This is a genomic window from Pseudoduganella sp. GW821-FHT05F09 (assembly GCF_059419605.1).
This window is the reverse complement of sequence record NZ_JBWKSD010000003.1, coordinates 40,844-67,535: the sequence shown is the minus strand read 5'-3', so window position 1 is coordinate 67,535 and position 26,692 is coordinate 40,844. Positions and strand designations below refer to the sequence as shown.

Below are 26,692 nucleotides of genomic sequence, written 5' to 3'. Positions count from 1 at the left end.
CGCAGCCCCGCGCCCTACCGGCAACCGGCCGGTTTTTTTTGCGCCCAATTCAAGTTTGAAACGACGTTTTATCCATGAAACGCGGCTCGTGCCGCCCATAACAAAAGGGGAGTTCCGATGAAGAAGCACATCTTGAAGAAGCACATCTACGTAGCAGCAGCAGCCGTCGCCGCCATGGCCGGCGGTGCAGCCCAGGCGCAAAGCAATGTCACCATCTACGGCAGTCTGGATGCAGGCGTGGCTTACGTGAGCAACCTGAATGGCCAGTCCACCGTGCGCGTGGACCAGGGCACCATGCAGCCGGACCGCTTCGGCTTCCGCGGCGTGGAAGACCTGGGCGGCGGCCTGAAAGCCGTGTTCCAGCTGGAAGGCGGCTTCGCCACCGACACCGGCGCCAGCATCAACGCCAGCAAGATCTTCAACCGCACCTCCATGGTCGGCCTGTCCGGCAATTTCGGCAGCGTCACCCTGGGCAATATGCCGGACATCGTGTTCGACTACGCGGGCAAATTGAGCAACGGCTTCCAGCTGACGAACTTCTACCTCTTCCACCCCGGTAACCTGGACACGCTGGCCAACACCTACCAGTTCACCAACGCCGTGCGCTACACCTCGCCGTCGATGAACGGCCTGACCGTAAGCGCCATGGTGGGCCTGGGCGAGCAGCCGGGCGACAGCAGCAAGGGCCGCAACACCAGCGCCGGCGCCAGCTACGTGAACGGTCCGCTGCGCCTGGCGCTGGCCTACAGCAAACAGAACGACCGCGCGGCGGGCTATGCGGGCGCCTTCCTGTCCACGCTCAACCTGGGCAACGCGGGCACGGTGTTCAGCAGCCTGACCACCTGGGCGGCCGGCGGCGGCTACAAGGTTGGCGACTGGCGACTGAACGCGCTGTACACGCAGAACACGGTGGACCTGCCTGCGTCCAGCTTCAAGCAGAAGAACGCGGACCTGGGCGCGGCCTGGAACTACAACCCGCTCAACACGCTGAACATCGGCTTCACCAACTCCAAGCTGGGCGGCGCCAAGTACAACCAGTTCAGCATCGGCAACGCCTACGCGCTGTCCAAGCGCAGCGAGTTCTACGTGCAGGCGGCTTACCAGAAGGCCAGCGGTACGGCGCGCTTCGCGCTGCAGAACAACACCGGCGCGGCTGACGGCAAGAACCAGCTGGTGACCACGGTGGGCGTGCACCACTCGTTCTGACCTTGTCCTGATCCCTGTCCGCACTACCACGCCGCGCCGTCCGGGCCTAGCCACGGACCGCGCGGCGTTCTCCATGGAGCTACACATGTTTGCAAACCTCAAAATCGGCACCCGACTGGCGGCGGGCTTCGGCGCGGTCATCGTGCTGCTGGGCGGCATAGTCCTGGTGGCGGTGCAAAGCCTGGCCAGCCTGCACCAGGCCACCAGCGAAATCGTCGACGACCGCTATCCGCAAGTGGTGCTGACCACCAGCCTGCTGATGCAGGTGAACGAAAACGCCATCTCCATGCGCAATATGCTGCTGGCCGATAACCCGGACATGCTGAAGACGGAAACGGCCTCCATCGCGGCGGGCGAGAAAGCCATTGCCGATGGGCTCAACAAGCTGGAAGGCATGCTGTCCAGCGACGCGGGGCGCAAGGCCTACAAGGACATGCAGGCGCTGCGCGCCAAGTACCAGGCGGGCCAGGCCGAGTTCATGAAACTGGCGGGCAGCGGCGGCACCATAGACGCGTCCACGCTGCTCATGACCACACTGCGTGAAGACCAGCTGGCCTACACCGCGCGCATGAAGGGCTTCCTGGCCGGCGGCGGCAAGCTGATGGAAAAGAGCGGGCGCGAAGCGGCGGAGCTGTACCAGCGCAAGCGCCTGCACATCCTGCTGCTGGCCGGCGCGGCGTGCGTGCTGGCGGTCGGCTTCGGGCTGTGGATCACGCGCTCCATCACCGGCCCGCTGCACGAGGCGGTGCGGGTGGCGCGCACCGTGGCCAGCGGAGACCTGAGCAGCGACATTCAAGTGCGCTCGCAGGACGAAGTGGGCCAGCTGCTGCAGGCGCTCAAGGAAATGAACGGCAGCTTGCGCAACATCGTCAGCGAAGTACGCAGCGGCACGGACGCCATCGCCGGCGCGGCCAGCGAGATCGCGCAGGGCAACCTGGACCTGTCCGGCCGCACCGAGCAGCAGGCCAGCGCGCTGGAGGAGACCGCGTCCGCCATGGAAGAGCTGTCGGCCACGGTGAGCCAGAACGCGGAGCATGCGCGGCTGGCGCGCGAGCGCGCGCACGGCGCGTCCGGCATTGCCACGGGCAGCAGCTCGGTGGTGGAGCAGGTGGTGGCGACGATGGACGCCATCAGCGCATCCTCGCGCCAGATTGGCGATATCATCGGGGTAATCGACGGCATTGCGTTCCAGACCAATATCCTGGCGCTCAACGCCGCCGTGGAAGCGGCGCGCGCGGGCGAGCAGGGACGCGGCTTTGCGGTGGTGGCGTCCGAAGTGCGCACGCTGGCGCAGCGCTCGGCGGCGGCGGCGAAGGACATCAAGCACCTGATCGACGCCTCCACCGCCAGCGTGACGAGCGGCGGCAAACTGGCGCAGCAGGCCGGCGCGACCATGCATAATGTGGTCAGCAGCGTGGCGCAGGTGGCCGATTCGATCAGCGAGATTGCGTCGGCCAGCGCCGAGCAAAGCAGCGGCCTGGCGCAGGTGAACCAGGCGGTGGTGCAGATGGATGAAACCACGCAGCAGAACGCGGCGCTGGTGGAGCAGGCAGCGGCGGCGGCGCAGGCGCTGCAGGACCGGGCGGCGGAACTGGCGCGGCTGGTGAGCGTGTTCCGGCTGAACGCGGGCGACGGCGTGCATGGGCTGGCGCCGCGTGCGGCGGGTTACGCCGCTGCGCGTCTAACCCGCCCTACGGAAGTACTGCTGTAACCGGCAAAGGAGAGCAAATGGAACAGATCAGCGTCAGCAACTGGAACGAGTTCATGGCCCTCAGCGCGGAGCTGGACGGCTGGGCGTTCCGTGGCCAGCAGGAGGTGCGCTGGCCGCTGATGACGTCATTGTCGCGCTACCTGAGCGCCTACATCCCCGACCGCGCCAGCTGGCGCGCGCGCGAGGAACGCGCCATCCGCATCTTCCGCCGCAAGGCGCACAACTACCTCACCGACCCGTCGGTGCTGGACAACGCGCTGCGCTGCCTGGCGCTGATGCAGCACCACGGCGCGCCCACCCGTTTGCTGGACTTCACCAAGTCGCCCTTCGTGGCGGCCTTCTTCGCCCTCGAGCGCGCCACCGGCGACGCCGCCGTGTACGCGCTCAACACGCCGCGCCTGTGGACCGCCGCGCCGCACACCGATCCCGGCATGGACCGCGACCATATCGACCCGCGCGAGAGCGGCAACTTCACGCGCTTCTATCTGCCCAACAGCCACGCCATCATCTGGATAGGCGAGCCAACCGAGATGGACCGGCGCCTGGTGGCGCAGTCCGGCACGCTGGTGGTGCCCGGCATGCTGGACAAGCCGCTGGACGAGATCCTGCCCGCCTACGGCGACAGCGGCGCCCTGCTCAAGCAGATCGTGCTGCCGCAGTCCATGCGCGACGAGGCCATGAAAGCCCTGTACCGCATGAACATCACCAACGCCACGCTGTTCCCGGACCTGGACGGCCTGGCGCGCTCCATCGGCATGGAGCTGGAGATGGTGTGGCCGGTGGCGGCGGGCAGCTGAATCAGAAAGGCCCGAGGTAATCCAGCTTGCCGATCTTCACGCCCTGCGCACGCAGAATGCCGTAGGCGGTGGTGATGTGGAAGTAGAAGTTAGGCAGCGCGAAGCTGAGCAGGTAGCTCTGGCCGGTGAAGGACTGGCTGAAGGCGCCGAAGGCCAGCGTCACTTCGCGCCCATCCGCGCCGTCGAACTGCGCCTGCGGCAGGCTTTCCAGATACGCGATGGTCTTGGCGATGCGCTCCTGCAGCTGCTGGAAGCTGGCCTCGTTGTCTTCGAACTTGGGCGCATCCACGCCGCACAGGCGCGCCACGCACAGCTTGGACGCGTCGCTGGCGCGCTGCACCTGCGCCGACAGCGGCAGCATGTCTTCGGCCAGGCGCGCGCCCAGCAGCATGTCCGGCACCATGCCGCTGGCGTCGGCATGCTCCTCGCCCTTCTTCAGCAGCGAGGACAGCACGTTGAGGCCGCGCACAAACACCGGAACCGACACCTGGTACATGGATAGGGACATGGCTTTTCCTTGGATAGTAGTGACCGGGAAATCATACGTGTATTATCTGGTTTTCGCTCGCAGCAGCGTAATTAAAGGACTGACAATGAAGTTAGCAACGATATTCAAGGCGGCCGCGATGTCGGCAGCCGCCACCCTGGCCATGAACGCGCAGGCCGACAGCTTCGCTTCGTCCGCATCGAGCGCAGGCTCCGCATCGAGCGGCAGCATCTCCACGTCGCTGAACGGTTCGAGCAACAGCTCCAGCGGCGACAAGAAGACCGCCGGCGGCCCTTACCACATCATCCAGATGGCAGCGGCGCCGGGCAAGGCCAACACCACCCGCCTGACCATGCAGCACGACGCCAGCGGACAGCAGCTGGTGCTGGACCTGCCTGCGGCCATCGCCGCCAAGGAAGGCCTGGAGCTGGGCGGCGTGGTGCTGACACAGCCGCGCTCCTACGGTTTCGAGTTCGCGCATGCGGACACGCAGAAAGCCTTCTTCCTGGTGCTGGAAGACGACTGGCACGGCGAACTGGCAGCGCGCCCCGTCAATCTGTGAGCTTTTCCCGCCTGGCGGCACGCGCGCTGAGCGCATGTCTGCTGAGCTTATGTGCGCTGGGTTGCGCGCTGCCGGTGGCCGCCACGGCGGGCACCTTCTGCGACCGCGCCAACGCCCTTACCGCCGGCGAGCAGGACCGCCTGCTGCGCTTTGCCGCCGTGGTGCGCGAAGAACTGGGCCAGCCGGGCGGCAGCGCCGCGCTGGTCAGCCGTTCCGGGCTTGACCTGTCCCGCTTCGACATCCGCTACTCGCACGCCTCGATCGGCTGGCGCGGCGACAGCGGCGCCTGGACCACGCGCCAGCTCTACTACTCGTGCGACGAAAACCGTCCACGCATCTTCGACCAGGGCGTGGCCGGCTTCGTCATGGGCACGGACGATCCCAGGCTGGGCTACATCTCCGTGGTGCGCCTGCCTGCGGAAGCGGCCAATGCGGCGCGCCTGGCGTCGCTGGACGGGCAGATAGCGCTTGGCCTGCTGGCCGGCACCTACAGCGCGAACGCCTACGCCTTCGGCCTGCAATACCAGAACTGCAATCAATGGGTGGCCGAACTGCTGGCTGCGGCGTGGGGCAACCTCGCCACCGGCGACGGCGTGCGCACGCGCGCGCAGGCGTGGCTGCGCGAAGCGGGCTATGCGCCGCAGGGTGTGGATGTGAACTCGCCCTTCCTCATGCTGGCCTCCTACTTCGTGCCGCATGTGCACCTAGACGACCATCCGCCGCAAGACCGCTATGAAATGAAGCTGAAAGTGAGCCTGCCGTCCACACTGGAGGCCTTTGTGCAGCAGCGCTACCCGGACAGCGAACGCACGGAGATCTGCCACAACGCGCGGCAGATCGTGGTGCACAAGGGCTGGACGCCGGCCGCCGCAGGCTGCGAGGCCGGACCGGGCGACCGTGTGATTATGTTGAACTGAGCTGGACCAAGCCGCGTTAAGAGAGCCGCACCACCATCAGGCCTGCGCGCAGGCCGATGCGGACATCGGGATTGGGGAAAACCACCATCTCTTCCGGGTGCTGCACGGTGTAGACGGTGTCGCCGTCGCGTGCGATTTCGTCGCCCTGCTTGAGCGGCGTGAAATTCCAGGTGTCCTTGCCGAACGCCATCCGGAACTGGTCGCTCAGCTTGATGATCTGGCGCGCGGTGGCGTACACGTGGGGCGCCTGCTTCGCGTGCTTCGGCGCCGCGCCGCGCAGCAGATCGTCCAGCGCCTGGGAGGCCTCGGTGAACTGCTCCAGATTGTTCTCGCCCAGCGTGCCTATGCGGCCCAGCTCTACGGTGGTACCGGCCGCCGCGTGGTGCTCGGCCGAGTAGTAGCTATAGGTTCCCACCGATGCAGGATTCATGATGACGGCGCCTATCGCCGCCTGCCCCAGCCAGGCTATCAGCTTTTCGCGCGCGCCGTCCTCGATGATTTCGGGGACGATGGCGAAGGTCGGGTAAACCGACGGGCGGATGGCGGTGTGCAGGTCCAGGTGCCAGCGCACCGGGCCTGCGTCCTTGAAGAAGGCGCTGGTGGCGGCCACCATCGCGTCGGCGCGCGCAGCTTCCGCCGTGCCTTCCAGCGTGCCCCGCTCGGCGCGGAACATGCGGTTCAGGTCCGCGTCGATGAAGCGCTTGCCGGCGCGGATGGCGCCGATGTTGCCGACGCAGAGCATCAGGTCCACCGCCAGCGCGGAGGCGCTGGTCTCCACGTCGCGTGAAAGAGCGTCCAGCAAATACGCCACCACTTCGATCGGACCGGTCTCGTCGCCGTGCACGCCGACTGAGACCAGCACGGTCGGGCGGGCGGCATCAGCTTCCGCGCGCTTCACCGTCAGGATGCCGTCGGCCGGCTGCGCCACCGTAAAACCGGCCGCCGCGAAGCGGGCCGCGACGGCGCTGAAGTCCGCCTCGGCCAGCGCCCGCACTGCTTCTGGCAACATCGCCATGCGCTTACGCAGCCAGCGGAACGGCGTTGGCCGCTTCGGACAGCGCCCACACGTCCAGCATCGCCTGCTCCAGGTCCGCCGAGGTGGCGTAGCCGGACAGGCCCAGCGTGTTGGTCACGACTTCCACCGCTTCGGTGGCGTCGTGGCCGTTGGTGGCGCGGGCCAGCACTTGCGTCAGCAGGCGCTGCTGGGTGCGGCGCAGCGCGTGCTGGGCGTAGCTGCGCAGCTGCTCTTGCGAGCGGGTTTGCGCAGGCAGCTTCAGGCCGCGTTCCAGCGTGTCGATGCCGGCCTGGCTGCGCAGGGCCATGCCCACTTGCAGGAAGGCTGGCAGGTCCATGCCGCCCGGACGCTTGACCGACAGCGCCGCGAACACGAAGGCTGCCACGGCCTCAACCGCATCCACCGCTTTCCATGCGTGGACGAACGCTGGGCGCAGGCCCGGCGTGGTGTCGGCTTCGGACTGGCCATCGGCCGGCACCAGTTTCTTCAGCATGTCCGGCTGGGCGAACAAGCGGGTCAGTTCGTCCACGCCGCCGGCGGCGCGCAGCTGCTCGCCCGGCACCGACAGCACGCCCTGGATCACGGCGCGCTGCAGGCTGCGGGTGCGGCCATCGACCTTGATCGACACCGCGCGCGGCACGCGCAGCGCGTCCGCATCCAGCGCTTCGAACACCGGCGCCAGGTTCAGCGCGGACCATGCCTGGCCCCAGGCCAGGATCACGTCCGCCTCGCCGGCGCTGTGTTCAGCGGCCAGTTCGCGCAGCATCAGCGGACCGCAGCGGTTCACCGATTCGTTGGCCAGCACGGTGGCCAGGATGGCGTTGGCCAGCGGGTGCGCCAGCGCAGGACGGGTAGCCACCAGCAGGTCCGGGAAGTAAGGCTTCAGCACCGCCTCGGCCCAGCTTTCCTCCGTCAGCGGCAGCGCGGACAGCATGCGCTTGTAGCGGTTCTTCACGTTGGCAATCACCACCGCCAGCTCCGGCGTGGTCAGGCCACGGCCGTCAAGCTTGCGGCGCGCCAGTTCGGCCACGCTCGGCAGCTGCTCCAGCTCGCGCGACAGCGCACCCTCTTCCTCCAGGCTGGCGATCAGCGCGGCATAGCCGTCCTGCACCGCCGCGTCGGACTGGGCCTGCTGCTCGCGCACCAGCAGGTGGGTTTGCAGCGTGTTGTCGCGCAGGACCAGGCGTTCGATGTCGCCGGTCATTTCGTTCAGGATGCGGTTGCGGTCCGTTTCGGACAGCTGGCCGGCGTTCATTTCCACGTCCAGCCACATCTTCGCGTTCACTTCGTGGTCCGAGCAGTCCACGCCGGCCGAGTTGTCGATCGCATCGGTGAAGATGCGGCCGCCGGACAGCGCGAACTCGATACGGCCGGCCTGGGTCGCGCCCAGGTTGCCGCCTTCGGCCACGATCTTGCAGCGCAGCTCATTGCCGTTGACGCGGATGTTGTCGTTGGCGCGGTCCTTCACTTGCGCATGCGACTCGGTGGACGACTTGATGTAGGTGCCGATGCCGCCGTTGTAGAACAGGTCCACCGGCGCCAGCAGGATGCGGTGCATCAGCTCTTCAGGCGACAGTGCGGTTTCCTCGATGTCCAGCGCGGCGCGGATCTGCGGCGACAGCTCGATGGAACGGGCGCTGCGCGGGAAGACGCCGCCGCCCTGCGAGATCAGGTCCTTGTTGTAGTCTTCCCACGAGGAGCGCGGCAGCGCGAACATGCGCTGGCGTTCGGCGAAGGAGACGGCGGTATCCGGATTCGGGTCCAGGAAGATGTGGCGGTGGTCGAACGCGGCCAGCAGCTTGATCTGGTTCGACAGCAGCACGCCGTTGCCGAACACGTCGCCCGACATGTCGCCCACGCCCACCAGGGTGAACGGCGTGGTCTCCATGTTGTGGTCCATCTCGTAGAAGTGGCGCTTCACGGCTTCGAACGCGCCCTTGGCGGTGATGCCCATCTTCTTGTGGTCGTAGCCGTTCGAACCGCCCGAGGCGAAGGCGTCGCCCAGCCAGAAGCCGCGCTGCACGGCGATGCCGTTGGCGATGTCGGAGAAGGTCGCGGTGCCCTTGTCGGCCGCCACCACCAGGTAGGGGTCGTTACCGTCGTAGCAGATGGTGTCGGCAGGCGAGACGATGTTGCCCAGCACGCGGTTGTCGGTCACTTCCAGCAGGCTGGAGATGAACAGGCGGTAGACTGCTTCGCCTTCGGCGGCGATGGTCTCGCGCACGGCGTCCTTCGGCATCATCTTGCAGACGAAGCCGCCCTTGGCGCCGGCCGGCACGATGACGGCGTTCTTCACCATCTGCGCTTTCACCAGTCCCAGCACCTCGGTGCGGTAGTCTTCCATGCGGTCCGACCAGCGCAAACCGCCGCGCGCCACAGGGCCGCCGCGCAGGTGCACGCCTTCAAAGCGGCGCGAGAACACGAAGATCTCGCGGAACGGACGCGGCTCCGGCACCAGCGCCAGGTTGCTGGTGTCGAACTTGAAGATGATCTTGTCGCCCTGCTGATTATTCTGGTAGTAGTTGGTGCGCAGCGTGGCGGCCACCAGGTCCACCATGGCGGCCATGATTTCTTCGGTGTCCGCGTGGTTCACGGACGGCAGGCGCGCCTTGAGGGCGGCCAGCTTGTCCAGCACCGCCGCGCGTTCGCTTTCAGGCAGCGCGGGATTGAAGCGCTGCTCGAAGGCGTCCACCAGCTCTTTCACCAGCAAGGGCTGCTTGCGCAGCGTTTCGGCCACATAGCGCACGGAGAAGCGGCTGCCCGCCTGGCGCCAGTAGCTCGCGTAGGCGCGCACCAGCTGCACCTGGCGGGTGCTCAAGCCGCCTTCGATGACCAGGCCGTTCAGGCGGCCGTCTTCGGCTTCGTTGTTGAACAGCGACGTGACCAGGTCCTGCACCACTTCGGCCACGCCGGGCTGCGCCAGCTTGGCGGCGCTGTCCGCGTCCACCAGCAGGCTGGTGACGAAGTGGCGCTTGCCGTCGGCGGCGTGGATGGCGTAGGTCTGCTCACGGTCAATCGCCACGCCGGCGTTGTGCAGCGCCGGCAGGATGTTGGACAGCGACGGCACGCGCTCCACCGAGTACAGGCGGATGGTGGTGGCGGCGCTGTCGGCCGAAGCCAGTTCCACGCGCGCGGCAACGCGGCCCGCTTCGCCCTGGCGCAGCATGGCGCCCAGGTCATGGAAGGCCACGGCGGGCGCGGTGGCGTTCACGTAGTCCACCGGCAGCGTGGCGCACAGCTTGCGCAGGCTGGCGCGGGTGCTTTCTTCGAACACGGCGTCGGCCAGCGCGGAGAAGCTGTTGTGCCAGCCGTCCAGGATGGACAGCAGCGGACGCTGGATGTCCGACTCGAGGTCCAGCGGGTAGCGCGCGGCGTGCGCGATCAGGTAGACGCGGGCCAGCGGGCCGTCAGCCACCAGGGTTTGCGAGCTGACGTGCGAAGCGCCCGAGCTTTGCTGCAGGGCCTTGGCCAGCGCATGCGCCACCGAGGCGCTGTAGCGCTCGCGCGGCAGGTAGACCAGCACGTTCAGGTGGCGCGCGTACACGTCGCGGCGGGCGAACACCTTGGTGCGCGGCTGCTTGTACAGCGACACAACAGCGCCACATACATCGGCCAGCCATTGCGGTTCCGCTTCCAGCGCTTCGGTGCGCGGCAGCGATTCCAGGATCTCGACGAATTTCTCGGCGCGGAAGCCTTCCTTGCGCACGCCTGCGATCTGCAGCACTTGCGCAATGCGGCCGCGCGCGAACGGCATGCGGGTCAGCGGGGTAATGGTGGCGGCGCGGGTGAACAGGCCCACGAAGCAGTGCTCGCCCAGGATGGCGCCGTTGGCGTCGGTGTTGCGCACGCCGATGAAGTCCAGCTGCTGGTCGCGGTGCAGCGTGCCTTCCACGTCGGCCTTGACGATGGACAGGGTGTGCGGGCGCTTGGACAGGGTGTCGAAGTCGCCGGGGATGCTGGCCAGGCAGGTGCCGTAGACCGGGTGCGAGGTGTCCTGCAGCACGCCGATGCGGCTGGGGATGTCGCGTTCCAGTTCGCGCACGCCCGGCTTCACCTGGTAGTAGGCGTAGCCGAATGGCTCGAAGCCTTCAGTGCGCGCCCAGTCCAGGAAGGCGGCCACTTCCTGGCCCTGCTCGCCGCCGTTGGCGGCAGCGGCCGCGCCCACGCTGGTGAAGCGCTCTTTCATGGCGTCCAGGTCGCGGCGCACCACGGCGGCGTCGCGCGCCACCATTTCCAGGCGCGCCACCAGGGCCGCCAGGTCGCCTTCGGCGAGGTCGTCGGCCAGCAGCACCAGCACGTAGGATTCGAGCTTGCCGCCCGCAGTTTCAGCACCTGCGCCCACCGCCATCGCCACGCCGTCGGCGCCGCGCGCCACAGGCAGCACGGCGTTCAGCACGCCGTTGGCGATCAGGCGCTGCTTGCGCAGGGCCATGACGATGGAGTCCACCAGGTAGGGCATGTCGTCGTTCAGTATCAGCAACGCGGTCGCCTTGCCGCCACGGCCATCGGCGTAGCGTAATTTGGCGATCTGCACACCTGCCGAACCGCGCTTGGCCGCCTGCGTGAACCCTTCCCATAGCACCGGCACCAGGCTGTCCGGCGCAACGCCGGCCAGGTCCTCTTCGTCTATGGCCGCGAGCCAGGCGCCGATCAGGGCGGAGACTTGCCCGCTGTCGGCCGATTTGTTCGCGTTGATCAGGTCCAGCGTCTGTTTGCGCAGGTCTTGTGGCATTTGTGTCATCGTTGCTTCTCCAATACGTTGTAAGTATCCGTCTCACCGTGGGGCTTGTGGCTGGACGGCGGGGCGACGCTTTGTTCGGTGGCGGGGGTTGGCCCCGGCACCATATGGGGATGAATCCGGTTTTCTACAACTTACAGATCATACAGCCCTGGCAGGCCGAGGATGCGGCTCAGTTCCTCCAGCGCGGCGTGCACTTCCAGCGCCAGCGCAGGGTCGGCCAGGTCTTTCGGCTCCAGCTGGTCGCGGTAGTGTTTCTCCACCCACGCCACCAGCGTATGGTACAGCGCCTCGGTCATGATCACACCCTGGTGCATGGCCGACGACTCCTCGTCCGTCAGCGCCACGCGCAGGCGCAGGCACGCGGGGCCGCCGCCGTTGCGCATGGACTGGCGCAGGTCGAAGTGGATCAGTTCATTCACCGGGCCGCCGCTGGCCACCAGGCTTTCCAGGTAGCGCGCAACGGCGGCGTTTTCCTGGCATTCCTGCGGAATCACCAGCGCCATCTTGCCGTCGTGCTTGGACAGCAGCTGGGAGTTGAACAGATAGCTGTGCACCGCGTCCGCCACGGCCACGGCGCCGGTGTCCACGCGCACCGCCTGCAGCTCGGCGCCCGCATCCGCCATGGCCGCGCGCAGCGACGCCAGCGTGGCCGCTTCGTCGGCGAAGGCCTGCTCGTGGTAGAACAGCACGTTGCCGTTGCCGACCGCGATCACGTCGTTATGGAACACGCCCTGGTCGATCACGTCGGGGTTCTGCTGGATGTAGACGGTGCGCTCCGCGGCCAGGCCGTGCAGGCGGGCCACGGCTTGCGAAGCTTCCAGCGTCTGGCGCGCCGGGAAGCGCTTGGGCGCGGGCGCGGCGGCGTCGAACTCCACGCGGCCGTAGACGAACATCTCGACCGCCTCGGCGCCGTGCGCGGAGCACAGGCGGGTGTGGTTGGCCGCACCTTCGTCGCCGAAGGCCGGCGTGCCTGGCAGCGCGTCGTGCACGGCGAAGTAGCGCGGGTTGTTGAAGATGGCGCGCAGGCTGCGCGCCGACTGCGCGTGCTCGAACGCGCGGTGCAGCTTGTTGTTCAGGTTCGCCGGCGTGAAATGCACGCGGCCGTCGCCGGTGTCCGCAGACGGGCTGACGGTGGCGGCGTTGGCGGTCCACATCGGCGAGGCCGAGTAGGCGCAGGCCAGGATCACCGGCGCTTCCTTGTAGGCCTTGGCCAGCACGTCGGCGTCGCTGCCGGTGAAGCCCAGGCTGCGCAGCAGGCGGAAATTGGGACGGTCCTGCGGCGGCAGCAGCGCCTGCGCAAAGCCGCGCTGCGCCAGCGCACGCATCTTCGCCAGGCCCTGCAAGGCGGCCTGCTTCGGGTTCGACGCGCTCTTGACGTTGTTGAACGAAGCCACGTTGCCGAAGGAGAGGCCGGCGTAGTTGTGGGATGGGCCTACCAGGCCGTCGAAGTTGAATTCGCGTGCTTGCCGCATGTTGTCAATTCCTTAGAAGTTCATGCCTGGAGACAGCTTGGCCGGCATTTCAAGCACGCTGTTCTCGATCGATGCGACCGGATAGGCGCAGTAGTCCGCCGCATAGTAGGCGCTGGGACGATGGTTGCCGGACTTGCCCACGCCGCCGAACGGCGCGCTGCTGGCCGCGCCCGTGGTGGGGCGGTTCCAGTTGACGATGCCGGCGCGCGCCAGCACCTGGAACTTGTTCCACAGCGCCTCGTCGTTCGAGACCAGCGCGGCGGCCAGGCCGTATTCGGTGGCGTTGGCCACCTTGATGGCGCTGTCGAAATCGTCCACGCGGATAATCTGCAGCAGCGGGCCGAACCACTCCTCGTCCGGGATGCCCTTGGCGCTGGTGGTGTCCACGATGCCGGCCGAAACAAAGCCCGTGCCTTCCTGCAGCTGCTTCATTTCCAGCAGCAGCTTGCCGCCCTTGGCCACCATGTCGTGCTGGGCCTGCACCAGGCGCGCGGCGATGGGCGCCGAAACGACCGGCCCCATGAAGGGCTGCGGCTCGGCGTTCGACGCGCCCACCACCAGCTTGGACGCGACGTCCACCAGGCGCGCCACGAAGGCGTCGCCCGCCGGGCCGGTCTGCACCACCAGGCGGCGCGCGCAGGTGCAGCGCTGGCCGGCCGAGATGAAGGCGGACGACACGGCCATGAAGACGGCGGCGTCCACGTCCTTGATGTCCCACACCACCAGCGGATTGTTGCCGCCCATTTCCAGCGCCAGCAGCTTGCCGGTCTGGCCCGCGAACTGGCGGTGCAGCGCGGCGCCGGTCTGGCTGCTGCCGGTGAACAGCACGCCGTCGATATCCTTGTTCTGGCCCAGGGCGATGCCGGTGTCGCGGCCGCCGTTGACCAGGTTGAGCACACCGGCGGGCAGGCCCGCCAGCTCCCACAGCTGTACGGTTTTCACGGCGGTGCGCGGCGCGTATTCGCTGGGCTTGAACACCACGGTATTGCCCGCGATGAGGGCCGGCACGATATGGCCGTTGGGCAGGTGGCCGGGGAAGTTGTAAGGACCGAACACGCCGAACACGCCGTGCGGACGGTGGCGCAGCACGGCTTCGCCGTCCGCCACCTTGCTGCGCGTTTCGCCGGTGCGGGCGCCGTAGGCCTGCAGCGAGATGTCCACCTTGTTGGCCATGGTGGTCACTTCGGTGCGCGCTTCCCACAGCGGCTTGCCCACTTCCTCGGCGATCAGCAGCGCCAGCGCTTCGGCGTTTTCCTTCAGCAGGTCGCGGAAACGGGTGACGACGGCCACGCGCTGCTCCAGCGGCGCGAGCGCCCAGCCTTCAAAGGCGGCGCGCGCCGCGCTGGCGGCGGCGGCCACGTCTTCCGCCGTGGCTTCGCGGCTGGCCCAGGTCTGCTTGCCGTTGGACGGATCTATGGTCACCAGTTCGGCGCCATGGCCGGCCGACCACTGGCCGTTGATGTAGTTGCTCAGAGCTTGTTCAGACATGGGTGTTCTTCCTCACGTTGAGAGTCAGGGTGCGCACGACGTCGCCGGCGTGCACGCGCAGCAGCTTCTGGTCGTCGGCGGACAGGTCGATCTTGCCGTTCACCGCAGCGGCTTCGGACAGGACCATGCGGAAATCCTTCAGGTTGGTGTTCGACACCAGCACCGGCTCCATCTGCGGCGCGCAGGCATGCGTCATGTCGGTGTCGACGTCGACCACAGCCAGGGCGCTGTCGCGCACCGCGCGCAGTTCGGACACGCGGCCTTGCAGCACCGGCCCCGCGTCGAAGATGTCGACATAGCCTTCGAAGTGCATGCCCTCCTGCTCCAGCAGGCGGCGCGCCGGCACGGTGGACGTGTGCACCTTGCCCACCACGTCCTGCGCGTCCTGCGGCAGATAGGCCACGTACAGCGGCTGGCGCGGCATCAGTTCGGCGATGAAGGACTTCTTGCCCTGCGCGGTGAGCGCGTCGACATGGTCGAACTCCATCTTGAAGAAGTGGCGGCCCAGGCCTTCGTAGAACGGCGAGCGCCCGCTGGACTCCTGGTAGCCGCGCATTTCCGCGATCAGCTTTTCAGTGAACAGGTGCGGGAACTGGGCGATGAACAGGAAGCGGCATTTGGACAGGAACTTGCCGTTGTTGCCGTGGCGGTAGTCCGGGTTCAGGAACAGCGAGCACAGTTCGGTGCTGCCGGTCAGGTCGTTCGACAGGTACAGCGTTTCCATGCGCGTGAACACTTTCAGCTCGCGGCTGGAATGCACCAGGGTGCCGATGCGGTAGTTGTAGAACGGCTCGTCCAGGCCCACCGAGCCCTTGATGGCGCACACGCCGGCCAGGCGGCCGCTGTCGGTGTCCTCCATCACGAACATGTAGTCGCGCTTTTCGGGCGGGATGGTTTCGGCGAAGGAGGCGACGGCGATTTCCACGCGGTCGCCCAGCATCTTCATGTCCGGCTTGAGCGTGGTCATGCCGGAGCCGACCTGGCTGGCCATGTCATACAGGGCGTCCAGGTCGGTGGCTTGTATGGCGCGTACTACTAGCATAAAGGTCTCTTTTCAGATGCGTACACAAATCACGTTGCCGCCTTCGGCAACCTGCAGCACTTCCTGCACTTCCACCGGCAGGGCTATGGTGGCGCTGCTTTCAATCGCAGGCACGGCCACCACCACGGCGCGGAACTCCTGGCCCGCGTTGGCGGCCACCGCGTAAGCCACCACCGGCTCGCCGGAGCGCGAGGGGCGCGGCGTGGCCACGGTGCGCTGCAGCGACGAGGTGCAGGTGCGCAGCGCGTGCTTGTGCGCCTGCAGGATAGGGCCGCCGTCGAAGATGTCGATGTAGTCGTCGGCCTCGAAGCCTTCGGCCGTCAGCAGGCTGAAAGCCAGCTCGCCGGACGGGTGGATCTGGCCCATGACGGCCTGCGCGTCGCCCGGCAGCAGCGGCACGTAGACCGGGTAGTGCGGCATCAGCTCGACGATGAGGGTGCGGTTGCGGGCGCCGCCTATGGTGCGTTCGGCGTCGAGGAAATCCATCTGGAAGAATTTGCGGCCCACGGCGTCCCAGAAAGGCGACTCGCCGTTGGCGCCGGTGGCGCCGGCCAGGGGCACGAAGAAGCGGTCCGCAAAGCGCTGCGGCGCCATGGCGGCGAACAGCAGGCGCGCGCGCGACAGCAGCGCCGCTTCGGGGCGGTTCTGCACCGCTTCGTTGACGTAGAAACTGGACAGCTGCGAATACGCGGTCAGCTCGGAGCACAGCGTCAGGGCGTGCACGCTGTGGCTGATGTTCAGGTCGCGCGAGACCTGCTGGATCACGTCGTTCCGGAAGGAGAAGTAGGTGCCGTTGGAACCGGCCGACGCAAAAATGGCGGCGGTGCCGACGATGCCGTGGTCCGCCAGGGACTCCAGCACGAACAGGTAGGACTCCTCGCTGGGGATGTCTACGTGGGCGCTGAAGGATGCTATCGAAGCCTCGACCGCCTGCGCGATCTTGTCGCGCGTCTTGGGCAAGGTATGGACACCCGGCATGCTTACCGCAGCCAGCTTTTCCAGCGCTGCGATATCCGCAAGTTCTACCGGACGGACAACATACATGTGAACTCCTTTGTTTTTATACTTACGGATGCTGCAGGGACGGACCGGACGGTCCGTCCCTAAGGTATTACGCAGCCAGGCTGTCCAGCGCCGCGCGCAGCAGGCGGCCGGCTTCGGCGATCTGCTCGTCGGTGACGACCAGCGCCGGTGCGAAGCGCACCACGTCGGTGCCGGCGATCAGCACCATCAGGCCTTGCGCCTCGGCTGCCTTCTGGATGTCCTTGGAACGGCCCTTCCATTCATCGGCCACCACCACGCCCAGCAGCAGCCCGCTGCCGCGCACCGTCGACAGGATGGTCGGATAATCCTTGGCCAGGCCTTCGAGCAGCGCCACCATCTTGGCCGACGCTTCGCGCACGCGCGCCAGGAAGGCCGGCTGGTTGATCACGTTGACCACGGCCAGCGCCACGGTGGCGGCCAGCGGGTTGCCGCCGTAGGTGGTGCCGTGCGAGCCGACGCCCAGCGAGGCGGCCAGCTCGTTGGTGGTCAGCATGGCCGCCACCGGGTAGCCGTTGCCCAGCGCCTTGGCCGAGGTCAGAATGTCCGGGGTGATGCCGTAGCCCTGGTAGGCGAACAGGTGGCCGGTGCGGCCCATGCCCGACTGTACTTCATCGAAGATCAGCACGGCGCCGGTCTTGTCGCACAGGTCGCGCAGCTCTTGCAGGAAGGCTTTGTCGCCCGGCAGCACGCCGCCTTCGCCCTGGATCGGTTCCACGATCACGGCGCAGACGTCGTCGCCGATGGCGGCGCGCGCCGCGGCGATGTCGTTGTATTCAATGTGGTCGATGGCCGGCGGCAGCGGCTCGAAGCCTTCGGTGTACTTGGACTGGCCGCCGACCGACACGGTGAACAGCGTGCGGCCGTGGAAGGAGCTGAAGCAGGAGATGATGCGCGACTTGTGCGCGCCGAACTTGGCGTGCGCGTGCTTGCGGGCCAGCTTCAGGGCCGCTTCATTGGCTTCGGCGCCGGAGTTGCAGAAGAAGGCGCGGTCGGCGAAGGTGGCTTCGGTCAGGGCCAGGCCCAGGCGCAGCACCGGCTCGTTGGTGTAGCCGTTACCCAGGTGCCACAGGGTGTTGGCCTGCTGGGTCAGCGCTTCGACGATGACAGGGTTGCAATGGCCCAGCGCCGTCACGGCGATGCCGGAGGTGAAGTCCAGGTAATGCTTGCCGTTCTGGTCCCACAGGTCCAGGCCCGATGCGCGCACCGGCACCATCGCGGCTGGCGCGTAGGTTGGAACCAGTACTTCGTCAAAAGTCTGCCGGGTGACAGGGCGAGTGGTTACAGTCGAATCAAGCTTTGCGTTCATGGCATTCCCTATCAATGTATAGAGGTACGGCCGCAACCAGGCGGCTACGGGTGGTACGACATTATAAAAAGCGGGATGCTAAAACTCTTTTGCGGATGCGACAAGGATTTTCATAATTCAGAAGGTATGCAGGATGCCCGCTTGCGCGCCCCGGATGTCCCCGCCCGGCAGCGGCGAGCGCACTTGCGCCGCCGGCGCCACCACGGCGGCGCCCAGCAGCGCGAAGCTGCTGCGGCCCTCGTCCTGGCGCAGCTGCGCCAGCGCGCCATAGAGGGTGGTGCGGGGCGACAGCCAGTAGCGGTATAGCAAGCCCAGTTGCCGGGCGTCGCCGTGGCCGGCGACTTTCCTTGAGTCAACTTTATCGCGCAGGCCGGCCCAGCCGAAGCCGAGCGCGGCCTGGGGGCTGAAGCGGTACTGGGCAGACAATTGCAACAGGCGCGTGTCCTGCGCGCCGTCGGCGCGGCTTTCCCGGCCAGCAGAGGCGTACAGCGTCCAGCCCCGGCTGGCCCCGGCGCCTGCCAGCGCATAGGAGCCGCCCGCGCTGGCGCGGCGCGCCACCGTGCCCGAGGCCGCCGTGCGCACCGTCTGCCAGTTGGCGCCCAGGTACAGGCCTTGCCTCTCGTACTCGGCGGCCAGGTGCAGATTGCGGTTGGCCGCCGCTTCGTCCAGCGGCGCGGCCCCGCCGGTGGCGCCGCGCGCCAGCAGCGCTTGCAGCCGCACGCCGCCCATGCTGGGCGAAAACAGGCCGACCGCATTGTCCGCACGGGGCGGCGCGCCGAACAGATTGTTCCAGCCGGACGCGTAGGTGCCGCTGGTGAAAGCGTCAAACTTGCCGTTCATGTAAAACTGCGGCGTGTTCTGCCGTCCCAGGCGCAGCTCGCCCCACGGCCCGGACAGCCCGGCCCAGGCCTGCCGGTTGAACAGGCGGTTGCCGTCGGCCTGGCTGCCGTCGTCGCTGTTCAGGCCGGCCTCCAGCAGAAAATTGGCGGCCAGTCCGCCGCCCAGGTCTTCCCGCCCGCGCAGGCCAACGCGGCTGGCCAGCAGGCCGCTGGCGTCGGCGCGGCTGACGGCGGGCAGGCCGTCGGCCCGCACCTGCGCCACATAGGTGTCCGCCACGCCGAACAGGGTGACGGCTTGCTGCGCGCAGGCCAGGCTGGGCATGCATGAAAGCAATAACAGATACCGCATTGTGCACTCCCGGATACGATTCTGCGGCGGCGCTTGTTTCCGTCCCGCATACTCGGCTATGCTGTCCTGACGGCGTCTGCCCAAGGTTACTCCAATGCGAATAGGTCGAACACGTTTTGCCGGCTGGCTATGCGGCCTGTGGCTGCTGGCAGTTGCCAGTACGCTACACACCGCGCCTGCGCAGGCGCAACCGGTAGCGCTAACGCCCGCCGAACAGGCCTGGATGCAAGCCCATCCGCAACTGACGCTGGCGCTGGACCAGTACAACGCCCCACTCAACTTCCGCCGCGAAGACGGCAGCGCAAGCTCCTTTGCCGGCGCCTCCATCGAATACGCGCAGCTGGTGGCGCGCAACACCGGCCTGAAATTCCAGTTCGCCGGCTCCACCTGGGACGAAGCGCTGCGCAAAGGCATGGCGCACGAAGTGGACGGCGTGCTGTGCGCGCGCGAGCGGCCCGAACGCAAGACCCGCCTGAATTTCTCCGCGCCCTACCTGGAACTGCCCATCGCGCTGGCCACCCGGCCCGAGCACGCCGCCGCGCGCAGCCTGTCGGCCTTCGCCGGGCAGCGCATCGCCGTGGTGAGGAACACCGTGCGGGTGCCGGTGCTGCGCGAACGCTGCCCGGACTGCAAGCTGGTGGAAGTGGCGGACGTGCAGGAAGGCATGGCGCGCGTGCTCAAGGGCGAGGCCGACGGCCTGTTCGACGACCTGCCCGTGGTCCAGCGCGCCATGGGCAGCGCCGGCCAGCTCAAGATCAGCCTGCTGTACTACTACTCGGAAGCGGCCACGGTGCGCTTCGCCCTGCGCAACGACGCGCCCGAGCTGCTCTCCATCGTCAACAAGGGACTGGCCGCCATCACCCCGGCCGAGCACGAATTGATACGCTCGCGCTGGCTGGCCGCGGCCGACGGCGTGCACGTGCAGCGCGAGCTGCCGCTCACGCCGGCCCAGCGCGACTGGCTGGCCGCCCACCCGCTGCTGCGCGTGGCCATGGACGGCGGCCGCGCGCCCATCGAATGGCGCGGCGAGGACGGCCAGCAGCGCGGCATCTCGCTCGATTTCCTGCGCCGCATAGAGGAAATGCTGGGCGTGCGCTTCGAGCTGGTGCCCAGCAAGAGCGTGGCCGAGCAGCTGGCCAAGCTGCAGAACAAGGAAGTGGACATCGTCTCGGCCATCACCCAGTCGCCCGAGCGGCGCGCCTACCTGAACGTGACGCAGCCCTTCATGAGCACGCCCATCGTGATCTTCAACCGGGTCGGCACGCCGCCGCCGGGCGGACTGGGCGGGCTGTCCGGCAAGCAGGTGGGCGTCTCGGCCCGCACCAGCGTGGCGGGCTTGCTGCGGCATGACTGGCCCGGCATCCATACCGTGCAGACCGACAATTTCCAGCAAGCCGCAGACCTGCTGCGCAGCGGAAAAATCGACGCCTTTGTCGGCCCCCTGATCACCGGCACCCACCAGCTGGTGGAACAAGGCGCCAGCGACATCCGCGTGGCGGGCGAGACCGATTACCAGTACCACATCGGCTACGGCGTGCGGACCGACTGGCCGGAGCTGCTGCCTATCCTGGACCTGGCGCTCGACGCCATTTCGCGCACCGAGCGCGACGCCATCCGCCAGAAATGGGCCACGGTGCAGTACGCGCACGAGATCGACTACCGCCCGCTGGGCGCGCTGCTGGTGGCGGTGCTGGTGGCGGTGGTGTTCATCGTGCAGCTGCGCGTGATGGTCAAGCGCCGCACGGCCGAGCTGCAGCAGGAAGTGTCGATGCGGCGCGCGCGCGAGGACGAGATTCAATTGCTGAACGCGGCGCTGGAACTGCGCGTGGAGCAGCGCACCATGCAGCTGAGCCGCGCCAACGACGAGCTGCGCCTGGCCGCCGAGCAGCTGGTGCAGACCGAAAAAGTGGCCTCGCTGGGGCGGCTGGTGGCCGGCATGGCGCACGAGCTGAACACGCCGCTGGGCAGCACCCTGACCGCCGCCACCTCGCTGCACGACCTGGTGCGCGAGTTCGGCGGCGCCCTGGCCAGCGGGGGGCTGCGCCGCTCGCAGGCCGACCAGTTTGTGCAGCAGTGCCTGCAGGCCTGCGGCATTATCGAGCGCAACGCCTACCGGGCCTCGGCGCTGATCGACAACTTCAAGGAAATCGCGGTGGACCAGGCCAGCGTGCGGCGGCGCCGCTTCGGCCTGGCGCATATCGTGCGCGAAGTGGTGACCACCCACCACAACGCCTGGAAGGGAACGCCGCACCGCATCGTGGTCGAGATCGCCGCCGATATCGAGCTGGACAGTTACCCCGGGCCGCTGGCGCAAGTGCTGTCCAACCTGCTGGAGAACACGCTGGTGCACGGCTTCGCCGGCCATCCGGGCGGCACCGTGCGGATTGCGGCCACGCCGGCCGGCGAGCGCGTGCAGCTCAGCTATATGGACGACGGCGCCGGCATCCCGGCCGCGCACCGCAACAAGGTGTACGACCCCTTCTTCACCACCCGCATGGGCCAGGGCGGCTCGGGGCTGGGGCTGTACATCGTGCAGACGCTGGTGTCGGGCGTGCTGGGCGGCGCCATCGCGCTGCACAGCGAGGAAGGCAAGGGCACGCGCTTCGAGCTGACCCTGCCGCTGGTGGCGCCGGAGCCCACCCCGGGCACGGCCAGCGCGGCGCATGGCATAGTGGCGCTGCCGGTGGCGGCATCGGCGGGTTACGGCTCCGCCTAAGCCGCCAGCTCAGCCGTTGAGCTTGCGCTGCCGTTCTTCGCGCGGGGTATTGCCGAACAGGGTGCCAAAGGCGGTGGAAAAATGCGAGCCGGACGAAAAGCCGCACATCAGCCCCACCTGCACGATGGACGAATTGGTTTCCAGCAGCAGCTGGCGCGCGCGCTGCAACCGCAGCTCCAGGTAATAGCGCGACGGCAAACTGCCCAGATACTGCTTGAACAGCCGCTCCAGCTGCCGGCGCGACAAGCCCACCAGGTTGGCGATGTCGTCGGTGGACAGCGGCTCCTCGATATTGGCCTCCATCAAGGTCACCGCCTCCGACAGCTTGGGCTGCAAGGCGCCGAAGCGCGCCTGCAAGGCCACCCGCTGGCGCTCCTCGTGGCTGCGCACGCGGTCTATGCACAGCGCCTCCTTCACCTCGGCCTGCACATTGGCGCCGTACAGCGCGTCGATCAGCGTGAGCGCGAAGTCGGCGCTGGCCGAGCCGCCGCAGCAGCTCAGGTGCGGCCCGTCGATTTCGAACAGGTGCGGCGTCAGGATGGCGCGCTCGGTGATGCCCTCGGTGTCCGCATACAAGGCCCACGGCAGCGCAATGCGCACGCCGCCCATCATGCCCGCCTCGGCCAGCCACAGCACGCCCGCGCCCACGCCGCCCCAGTACGGCGCGCTGCGCAGGCGCTCGGCGACCAGGCGCAGCTGCGCCGGCGGGCACTCGGCCTGCTGCTCGTCGGCCACCAGCAGCGCCAGGTGCCAGCCGCCCGGCGGCGCCTCGGCCACCTGCTGCGGGCTGCGGATATCGAGCTCGAACCGGGCGCCCACGCTGCGCGCGGCCAGGCGCAGCGGCTGGACCAGGCCGGCCCAGGTGAGCGTGTCCGCCTCGCCGGCAAGGACCAGCAGCATGCGCAGCGGCTGCTCCCGGGACAGGCGGGACAAATTGGAAAACGGCATCGGCGGATCTAAGCTGGGTGGTTGATTACTCGGGCGCCAGCGCGGTCGGTGGCCGGGCAACGCTCCATTGGCTCACTATCATACCGGAGATCAACAATATCGCGCCGAGCAAGCCGGTCCACGCCAGCGTTTCGCCCAGCCACAGATAGCCGAAAATGGCCGCGCAGCCCGGTTCGAAGGCGTAGATCACGGCCGCCTCGTTGGCCGAGCTGTGGCTCTGGCCCCAGGTTTGCAGCGAAATAATCAGCGCCGTGGCCACCACGCCCAGGTAGATCAGGTTCCAGCGGTACAGCTTCAGGCCCTGCCAGATGTATTCCCAATAGTCGCCCATGTCCTGCGGCGCCGCCACCGGGCCGCGCGGCACTTCGCGCAGCGCGATCCACAGCGCCGCGCACACGGCCACGGTGAGGATTTGCGCGGCGGTCAGGCTCATCAAGCGCTCGGTCTTGCGGGTGAACACCTCCATCAGCTTGATGTAGCAGCCGAAGCACAGCGCGGCCAGCAGCGCCAGCGTGTCGCCCTTGCCCCAGACGAAGGCGCCGTCCCAGCACAGCGCGAACAAGCCCACCAGCGCCAGCGCCAGGGCGGCCACGATGCGGCGCTCCGGCAGCTTGCCCAGGAACACGCCCAGCAGCGGCGGCACCAGCACGTTCAGGCCGCACACGAAGGCGTTGCGGTTGGACGTGGTCAGCGCCAGGCCCTCCACCTGGAACAGATAGCAGAAGAACAGCACCAGGCCGCTGACCAGGCCGTAGCGGCAGTCCGCCCATTTGGCGCGCAGCAGGAAGGGCGACAGGATCAGGCTGGCCATGGCGAAGCGCGACACCACGATCCAGTTGGTGGACAGGTAGTCGGTCATGTCCTTCATGGCGGGGAAGGTCGTGCCCCAGACCAGGGTGACGAGCAGCAGGGCGGCGATGCCCCGGAGGTGGTTAGGCAGGGACGGCATGTCTGTTTGGTAATATTGGCTAGCCGCGTAGTGTACCGCGATTGCCGCCGCGCAGCAGGCGCTATAATCATGGCCTATGGGTGAACGATATTTGAAAAGCATACGGCTGCTGGCCGAGTGCATGCAGGGCTTTGAACGCCTGTCTGGCGAGCACGTGCGCGAGTGCGGGCTGACCCATGCGCAATTCGATATCATCGCCACGCTGGGCAACACCGAAGGCATGTCCTACAAGGAACTCGGCGACAAGACGCTGATCACCAAAGGCACCATGACGGGCGTGATCGAGCGCCTGGAACAGAAAGGCCTGGTGGAACGCCAGCGCAGCCTGGACGACAAGCGCTCGTGGTTCATCCGCCTCACGCCGCAAGGGGAGCAGGTGTTCCGCGAGGTGTTCCCCAAGGTCATCGCCCGAGGCGGCGACGTGTTCGCCGGCTACAGCGACGACGATTTCGCCGCCCTTGAAAAAGTCCTGTCCGGCCTCAAACAAGTGATATCGGCCGGCGACGCCTGAGATCAGGCCCAGACTCCGGCCCCGCACAACGCGCCCATCCCCCCCAACAACCAAGGAACGACATTGAAAACCTCCCTGCTCGAAGGCAAAAAGCCTGCGAAATTCGACAAGCACATCATCGGCAACCTGTTGCTCAACGTGGACACGCCCGACGAAGTGCGCAAGGAAAAGCTGCTGATCGGCGTGCGCAATGAAGACGGCGAAATCTACCGCCTGATCGGCGCCACCAAGCACAACAGCTTCATGAACGCCATCGAGGAGCTGTTCGATCTCGGCCTGGTGGACGAACTGCAAGACAGCGAAGGCACCAGCGAAGGCTGCGACGCCATCTTCAGCGAAGCCGACTGAAACAAAGCAGTCTAAAATAAAGGGGTCAGGGTTAATTATTCAGGAAACATTGCCAGATTAATTAACCCTGACCCCTTTTTGCTGTTGAGTAAGTGTGTCGCAAATAAATTCCACACGGCAATAATTTGCGTATAATTTCCTGATGGACAGACTGGACGCCTTCAAGCATATCGCTGCTCAAGCGAGCCGGGGGGACCTTGCGTTCCCGACCAATGTGAATGCTTCGATCCGGCTGCAGGAGGCGCTCAGCGATCCCAACTGCCACGTCGAGGCGGCGGCCAAACTGATACAGGCCGACCCGCTGCTGGCGGCCCGCACCGTGGCGATCGCCAATTCGGTCGCTTATAACCGCTCAGGGACGGAAATTTCCAGCGTGCGCTCGGCCGTCCAGCGGCTGGGCGTGCGGACTTTGCAGTCGCTGGTGGCTGCGCTCATCGTGCGCCAGCTCGGCAGCAAAATCGTCGATCCGGCCCTGCAGGCCATGTCGGCCCAGCTGTGGGAGCATACCGCCCACGTGGCCGCCCTGGCCCAGGTGATTGCGCGCCGCGTGACCCATGTTGATCCCGATACGGCGCTGTTTACCGGCATTATCCACGAGGTTGGCGCTTTTTACATGCTGGCGCAGGCCGACGCCTACCCCGGCATCATGCAGGGCGAGCCGGAGGACTGGGTCGAGCATGGCGAGGTGGAGATCGGGCGCGGCGTGCTGCGCAAGCTGGTGGTGCCCGAGGCCGTAATGGCGTCCGTGGAGGCGATGTGGGACGGCCTGCGCGCCCTGCCGCCGGAAAACCTGGGCGATACCTTGCTACTGGCCAACGATCTGGCTCCGGTGCCCTCCCCCATGCACCAGCGCCCGGGTGCCACCACGCCGGCCGCCGCCCGCACCCTCGATTTCGCCGTGGGCGAGGGCACGCTGGATGCGATCCTGCGTGAATCGGCCGGCGACGTGCAATCCCTGTTCGCGGTGCTGATGCTGTAGGTTCAGGGCAGTTTAGCGCTGTTTGCGCTATAGTTGTAGCAACATTAACTACAACTCAAGCTTCCCATGTTCTCGCCGCCCACCGTAGACAGCATCAACTCCCTCCTCCCTTCCGAACCATTGCTGATGATGGGCGCCGGTCCGGTGCCGATTCCGCACAGCGTGGCGCAGGCCAATTCCATTGTCATCAACCACCTCGGCGGCACGATGGCGAAGATCATCCACCAGATGAAGGAAATGGCGCGCTATGTGTTCCAGACCGAGTCGCGCTGGATACTGGGCGTGGCCGGTCCCGGCTCGGCGGCGATGGAGATGAGCGTGTGCAACCTGGTGTTCCCCGGCACCCGCGTGCTGAGCGTGTGCAACGGCTACTTCGGCCGCCGCTTCGCCGAGATGGCCACCCGCGTGGGCGGCCAGGTGGAGTGCCTGGACGTGCCGGACGGCGAGGCGGCCCAGGTGGCGGCCGTGCGCGCGCACCTGGAGCACTTCCGCCCCGAGGTGCTCACCATCGCCCAGGGCGAAACCTCGTCCACCGTGTTCAACATCCACCTGCCGCAGATTACGCGGCTGGCGCGCGAGTACGGCTGCTACGTGATCGTGGACGCGGTCTGCACGCTGAGCACCATGCCGTGCGAGATGGACAACTGGCAGATAGACGCGGTGGTGACCGGCGGCCAGAAGGGCCTGTCGTCGATCCCCGGCGTGTCGCTGATCGCGTTTTCGGAGCGCGCCTGGGAGCGCATCAACGCGCGCCCGGTGCAGCCTCCGCACTGGTGCCTGGACGCCAAGCTGGCGGAGCAGTTCTGGCACAACGCGTCCTACCACTACACGGCGCCGGTGTCCGGCATCCTGGCGCTGCACGAGGCGCTGCACCTGATCTGCCAGGAGACGCTGGAGCAGCGCTTCGCGCGCCACCTGCGCTGCTCGCTGGGCTTGCAGCGCGGCGTGGAGGCGATGGGCCTGCAGCTGTACGGCCAGCCTGAGTCGCGCCTGAATTCGGTGGTGGGCATCGTGGTGCCGGACGGGATCAACCGCGCCGAGATCTGCGAGCAGATTTCGCTGAAGTACCGGGTGGAGATTTCCGGCTCCTTCGGCCTGAACATCGTGCGCATCGGCCAGATGGGCGAGCAGTGCCGCGCCCACCATCTGTTCCGCACGCTGCACGCGCTGGGTTCGACCATGAAGGACCTGGGCGCGGACGTGGACGTGGCGGCCGGCGTGGCCGCTCTCGAGCGCCAGCTGCAGGGCGCGCTCTAAGGCGCGCT

General features: G+C 67.1%; 21 protein-coding genes. 10 read left to right on the top strand and 11 right to left on the bottom strand.

What is annotated here, in order from left to right; genetic code table 11:
* The first annotated feature begins 117 nt into the window (after positions 1 to 117).
* The 3 genes from AC07S4_RS10060 to AC07S4_RS10050 all read left to right on the top strand — a co-directional run bounded on the left by AC07S4_RS10060 (position 118) and on the right by AC07S4_RS10050 (position 3,714).
* Positions 118 to 1,206, top strand: a complete 1,089-nt coding sequence (locus AC07S4_RS10060) for a porin (RefSeq protein ID WP_494986513.1) — start codon at positions 118 to 120, stop codon at positions 1,204 to 1,206.
* Positions 1,207 to 1,291: 85 nt separating this feature from the next.
* On the top strand, positions 1,292 to 2,917 hold the full coding sequence (locus AC07S4_RS10055; protein ID WP_494986512.1) for a methyl-accepting chemotaxis protein: 1,626 nt from the start codon (positions 1,292 to 1,294) through the stop codon (positions 2,915 to 2,917).
* A gap of 17 nt (positions 2,918 to 2,934) precedes the next feature.
* A complete protein-coding gene (locus AC07S4_RS10050; protein ID WP_494986511.1) occupies positions 2,935 to 3,714 on the top strand; it encodes an FRG domain-containing protein in 780 nt (259 codons plus the stop codon).
* A 1-nt stretch (position 3,715) separates the two neighbouring features.
* Here the strand turns inward: AC07S4_RS10050 and AC07S4_RS10045 are convergent, their stop codons facing one another.
* Entirely contained in the window at positions 3,716 to 4,222 is a 507-nt protein-coding gene (locus AC07S4_RS10045) for a DUF1993 domain-containing protein (RefSeq protein ID WP_494986510.1), read from the bottom strand.
* A gap of 85 nt (positions 4,223 to 4,307) precedes the next feature.
* Between AC07S4_RS10045 and AC07S4_RS10040 the strand changes: the two genes are divergently transcribed.
* Positions 4,308 to 4,763, top strand: a complete 456-nt coding sequence (locus AC07S4_RS10040; RefSeq protein ID WP_494986509.1) for a hypothetical protein — start codon at positions 4,308 to 4,310, stop codon at positions 4,761 to 4,763.
* Positions 4,760 to 5,680: a DUF2145 domain-containing protein gene (locus AC07S4_RS10035; RefSeq protein ID WP_494986508.1), complete on the top strand. Its 921-nt coding sequence runs from the start codon at positions 4,760 to 4,762 to the stop codon at positions 5,678 to 5,680. The genes AC07S4_RS10040 and AC07S4_RS10035 overlap by 4 nt, the downstream gene beginning before the upstream one ends.
* Before the next feature lie 16 nt (positions 5,681 to 5,696).
* On the opposite strand, the gene AC07S4_RS10030 is transcribed toward AC07S4_RS10035, so the two are convergent.
* The 8 genes from AC07S4_RS10030 to AC07S4_RS09995 all read right to left on the bottom strand — a co-directional run bounded on the left by AC07S4_RS10030 (position 5,697) and on the right by AC07S4_RS09995 (position 18,976).
* Entirely contained in the window at positions 5,697 to 6,695 is a 999-nt protein-coding gene (locus tag AC07S4_RS10030; RefSeq protein ID WP_494986507.1) for a succinylglutamate desuccinylase, read from the bottom strand.
* Between the two features lie 4 nt (positions 6,696 to 6,699).
* A complete protein-coding gene (locus AC07S4_RS10025) occupies positions 6,700 to 11,436 on the bottom strand; it encodes an NAD-glutamate dehydrogenase domain-containing protein (protein WP_494986506.1) in 4,737 nt (1,578 codons plus the stop codon).
* Between the two features lie 131 nt (positions 11,437 to 11,567).
* Positions 11,568 to 12,908, bottom strand: coding sequence for an N-succinylarginine dihydrolase (gene astB, locus AC07S4_RS10020; protein ID WP_494986505.1), 1,341 nt, complete (start codon positions 12,906 to 12,908; stop codon positions 11,568 to 11,570).
* A 12-nt stretch (positions 12,909 to 12,920) separates the two neighbouring features.
* Positions 12,921 to 14,396, bottom strand: coding sequence for a succinylglutamate-semialdehyde dehydrogenase (gene astD, locus AC07S4_RS10015; RefSeq protein WP_494986504.1), 1,476 nt, complete (start codon positions 14,394 to 14,396; stop codon positions 12,921 to 12,923).
* A complete protein-coding gene (gene astA / locus AC07S4_RS10010) occupies positions 14,389 to 15,438 on the bottom strand; it encodes an arginine N-succinyltransferase (RefSeq protein ID WP_161071061.1) in 1,050 nt (349 codons plus the stop codon). Before astA ends, astD begins: the two co-directional genes overlap by 8 nt.
* 12 nt (positions 15,439 to 15,450) lie before the next feature.
* Complete coding sequence (locus AC07S4_RS10005) at positions 15,451 to 16,482, bottom strand: arginine N-succinyltransferase (protein WP_494986503.1); 1,032 nt, start codon at positions 16,480 to 16,482, stop codon at positions 15,451 to 15,453.
* Positions 16,483 to 16,549: 67 nt separating this feature from the next.
* Positions 16,550 to 17,788: an acetylornithine/succinyldiaminopimelate transaminase gene (locus AC07S4_RS10000; protein ID WP_494986502.1), complete on the bottom strand. Its 1,239-nt coding sequence runs from the start codon at positions 17,786 to 17,788 to the stop codon at positions 16,550 to 16,552.
* Positions 17,789 to 17,905: 117 nt separating this feature from the next.
* On the bottom strand, positions 17,906 to 18,976 hold the full coding sequence (locus AC07S4_RS09995; protein WP_494986501.1) for a porin: 1,071 nt from the start codon (positions 18,974 to 18,976) through the stop codon (positions 17,906 to 17,908).
* A gap of 223 nt (positions 18,977 to 19,199) precedes the next feature.
* Here AC07S4_RS09995 and AC07S4_RS09990 point away from each other — a divergent pair, with 223 nt between their 5' ends.
* Positions 19,200 to 21,692, top strand: a complete 2,493-nt coding sequence (locus AC07S4_RS09990; RefSeq protein ID WP_494986500.1) for a transporter substrate-binding domain-containing protein — start codon at positions 19,200 to 19,202, stop codon at positions 21,690 to 21,692.
* 9 nt (positions 21,693 to 21,701) lie between these two features.
* Here AC07S4_RS09990 and AC07S4_RS09985 read toward each other — a convergent pair whose 3' ends face one another.
* Positions 21,702 to 22,640 (bottom strand): GlxA family transcriptional regulator, encoded by a 939-nt coding sequence (locus AC07S4_RS09985; protein WP_494986499.1) that lies wholly within the window; start codon positions 22,638 to 22,640, stop codon positions 21,702 to 21,704.
* 25 nt (positions 22,641 to 22,665) lie between these two features.
* Positions 22,666 to 23,589 (bottom strand): DMT family transporter, encoded by a 924-nt coding sequence (locus tag AC07S4_RS09980; protein ID WP_494986498.1) that lies wholly within the window; start codon positions 23,587 to 23,589, stop codon positions 22,666 to 22,668.
* A 76-nt stretch (positions 23,590 to 23,665) separates the two neighbouring features.
* On the opposite strand from AC07S4_RS09980, the gene AC07S4_RS09975 reads away from it, so the two are divergent.
* From AC07S4_RS09975 to AC07S4_RS09960, 4 genes are all read left to right on the top strand, one after another.
* Positions 23,666 to 24,100, top strand: a complete 435-nt coding sequence (locus tag AC07S4_RS09975) for a MarR family winged helix-turn-helix transcriptional regulator (protein WP_494986497.1) — start codon at positions 23,666 to 23,668, stop codon at positions 24,098 to 24,100.
* Between the two features lie 63 nt (positions 24,101 to 24,163).
* On the top strand, positions 24,164 to 24,448 hold the full coding sequence (locus AC07S4_RS09970; RefSeq protein ID WP_494986496.1) for a hypothetical protein: 285 nt from the start codon (positions 24,164 to 24,166) through the stop codon (positions 24,446 to 24,448).
* 142 nt (positions 24,449 to 24,590) lie between these two features.
* Positions 24,591 to 25,427: an HDOD domain-containing protein gene (locus AC07S4_RS09965; protein ID WP_494986495.1), complete on the top strand. Its 837-nt coding sequence runs from the start codon at positions 24,591 to 24,593 to the stop codon at positions 25,425 to 25,427.
* Between the two features lie 66 nt (positions 25,428 to 25,493).
* Positions 25,494 to 26,684 (top strand): pyridoxal-phosphate-dependent aminotransferase family protein, encoded by a 1,191-nt coding sequence (locus tag AC07S4_RS09960; RefSeq protein WP_494986494.1) that lies wholly within the window; start codon positions 25,494 to 25,496, stop codon positions 26,682 to 26,684.
* Positions 26,685 to 26,692: the final 8 nt, after the last annotated feature.

Excerpts from the sequence above, each read along its gene's own strand:
- AC07S4_RS10030 (WP_494986507.1), bottom strand. The coding sequence starts at position 6,695 with ATGGCGATGTTGCCAGAAGCAGTGCGGGCGCTGGCCGAGGCGGACTTC.
- AC07S4_RS09995 (WP_494986501.1), bottom strand. The coding sequence starts at position 18,976 with ATGCGGTATCTGTTATTGCTTTCATGCATGCCCAGCCTGGCCTGCGCG.
- AC07S4_RS09990 (WP_494986500.1), top strand. The coding sequence starts at position 19,200 with ATGCAAGCCCATCCGCAACTGACGCTGGCGCTGGACCAGTACAACGCC.
- AC07S4_RS10055 (WP_494986512.1), top strand. The coding sequence starts at position 1,292 with ATGTTTGCAAACCTCAAAATCGGCACCCGACTGGCGGCGGGCTTCGGC.
- AC07S4_RS10060 (WP_494986513.1), top strand. The coding sequence starts at position 118 with ATGAAGAAGCACATCTTGAAGAAGCACATCTACGTAGCAGCAGCAGCC.
- AC07S4_RS09965 (WP_494986495.1), top strand. The coding sequence starts at position 24,591 with ATGGACAGACTGGACGCCTTCAAGCATATCGCTGCTCAAGCGAGCCGG.
- astB (WP_494986505.1), bottom strand. The coding sequence starts at position 12,908 with ATGCGGCAAGCACGCGAATTCAACTTCGACGGCCTGGTAGGCCCATCC.
- AC07S4_RS10050 (WP_494986511.1), top strand. The coding sequence starts at position 2,935 with ATGGAACAGATCAGCGTCAGCAACTGGAACGAGTTCATGGCCCTCAGC.
- astD (WP_494986504.1), bottom strand. The coding sequence starts at position 14,396 with ATGTCTGAACAAGCTCTGAGCAACTACATCAACGGCCAGTGGTCGGCC.
- AC07S4_RS09975 (WP_494986497.1), top strand. The coding sequence starts at position 23,666 with ATGGGTGAACGATATTTGAAAAGCATACGGCTGCTGGCCGAGTGCATG.
- astA (WP_161071061.1), bottom strand. The coding sequence starts at position 15,438 with ATGCTAGTAGTACGCGCCATACAAGCCACCGACCTGGACGCCCTGTAT.
- AC07S4_RS10040 (WP_494986509.1), top strand. The coding sequence starts at position 4,308 with ATGAAGTTAGCAACGATATTCAAGGCGGCCGCGATGTCGGCAGCCGCC.
- AC07S4_RS10025 (WP_494986506.1), bottom strand. The coding sequence starts at position 11,436 with ATGACACAAATGCCACAAGACCTGCGCAAACAGACGCTGGACCTGATC.
- AC07S4_RS10000 (WP_494986502.1), bottom strand. The coding sequence starts at position 17,788 with ATGAACGCAAAGCTTGATTCGACTGTAACCACTCGCCCTGTCACCCGG.
- AC07S4_RS10005 (WP_494986503.1), bottom strand. The coding sequence starts at position 16,482 with ATGTATGTTGTCCGTCCGGTAGAACTTGCGGATATCGCAGCGCTGGAA.
- AC07S4_RS10045 (WP_494986510.1), bottom strand. The coding sequence starts at position 4,222 with ATGTCCCTATCCATGTACCAGGTGTCGGTTCCGGTGTTTGTGCGCGGC.
- AC07S4_RS09980 (WP_494986498.1), bottom strand. The coding sequence starts at position 23,589 with ATGCCGTCCCTGCCTAACCACCTCCGGGGCATCGCCGCCCTGCTGCTC.
- AC07S4_RS09985 (WP_494986499.1), bottom strand. The coding sequence starts at position 22,640 with ATGCCGTTTTCCAATTTGTCCCGCCTGTCCCGGGAGCAGCCGCTGCGC.
- AC07S4_RS09960 (WP_494986494.1), top strand. The coding sequence starts at position 25,494 with ATGTTCTCGCCGCCCACCGTAGACAGCATCAACTCCCTCCTCCCTTCC.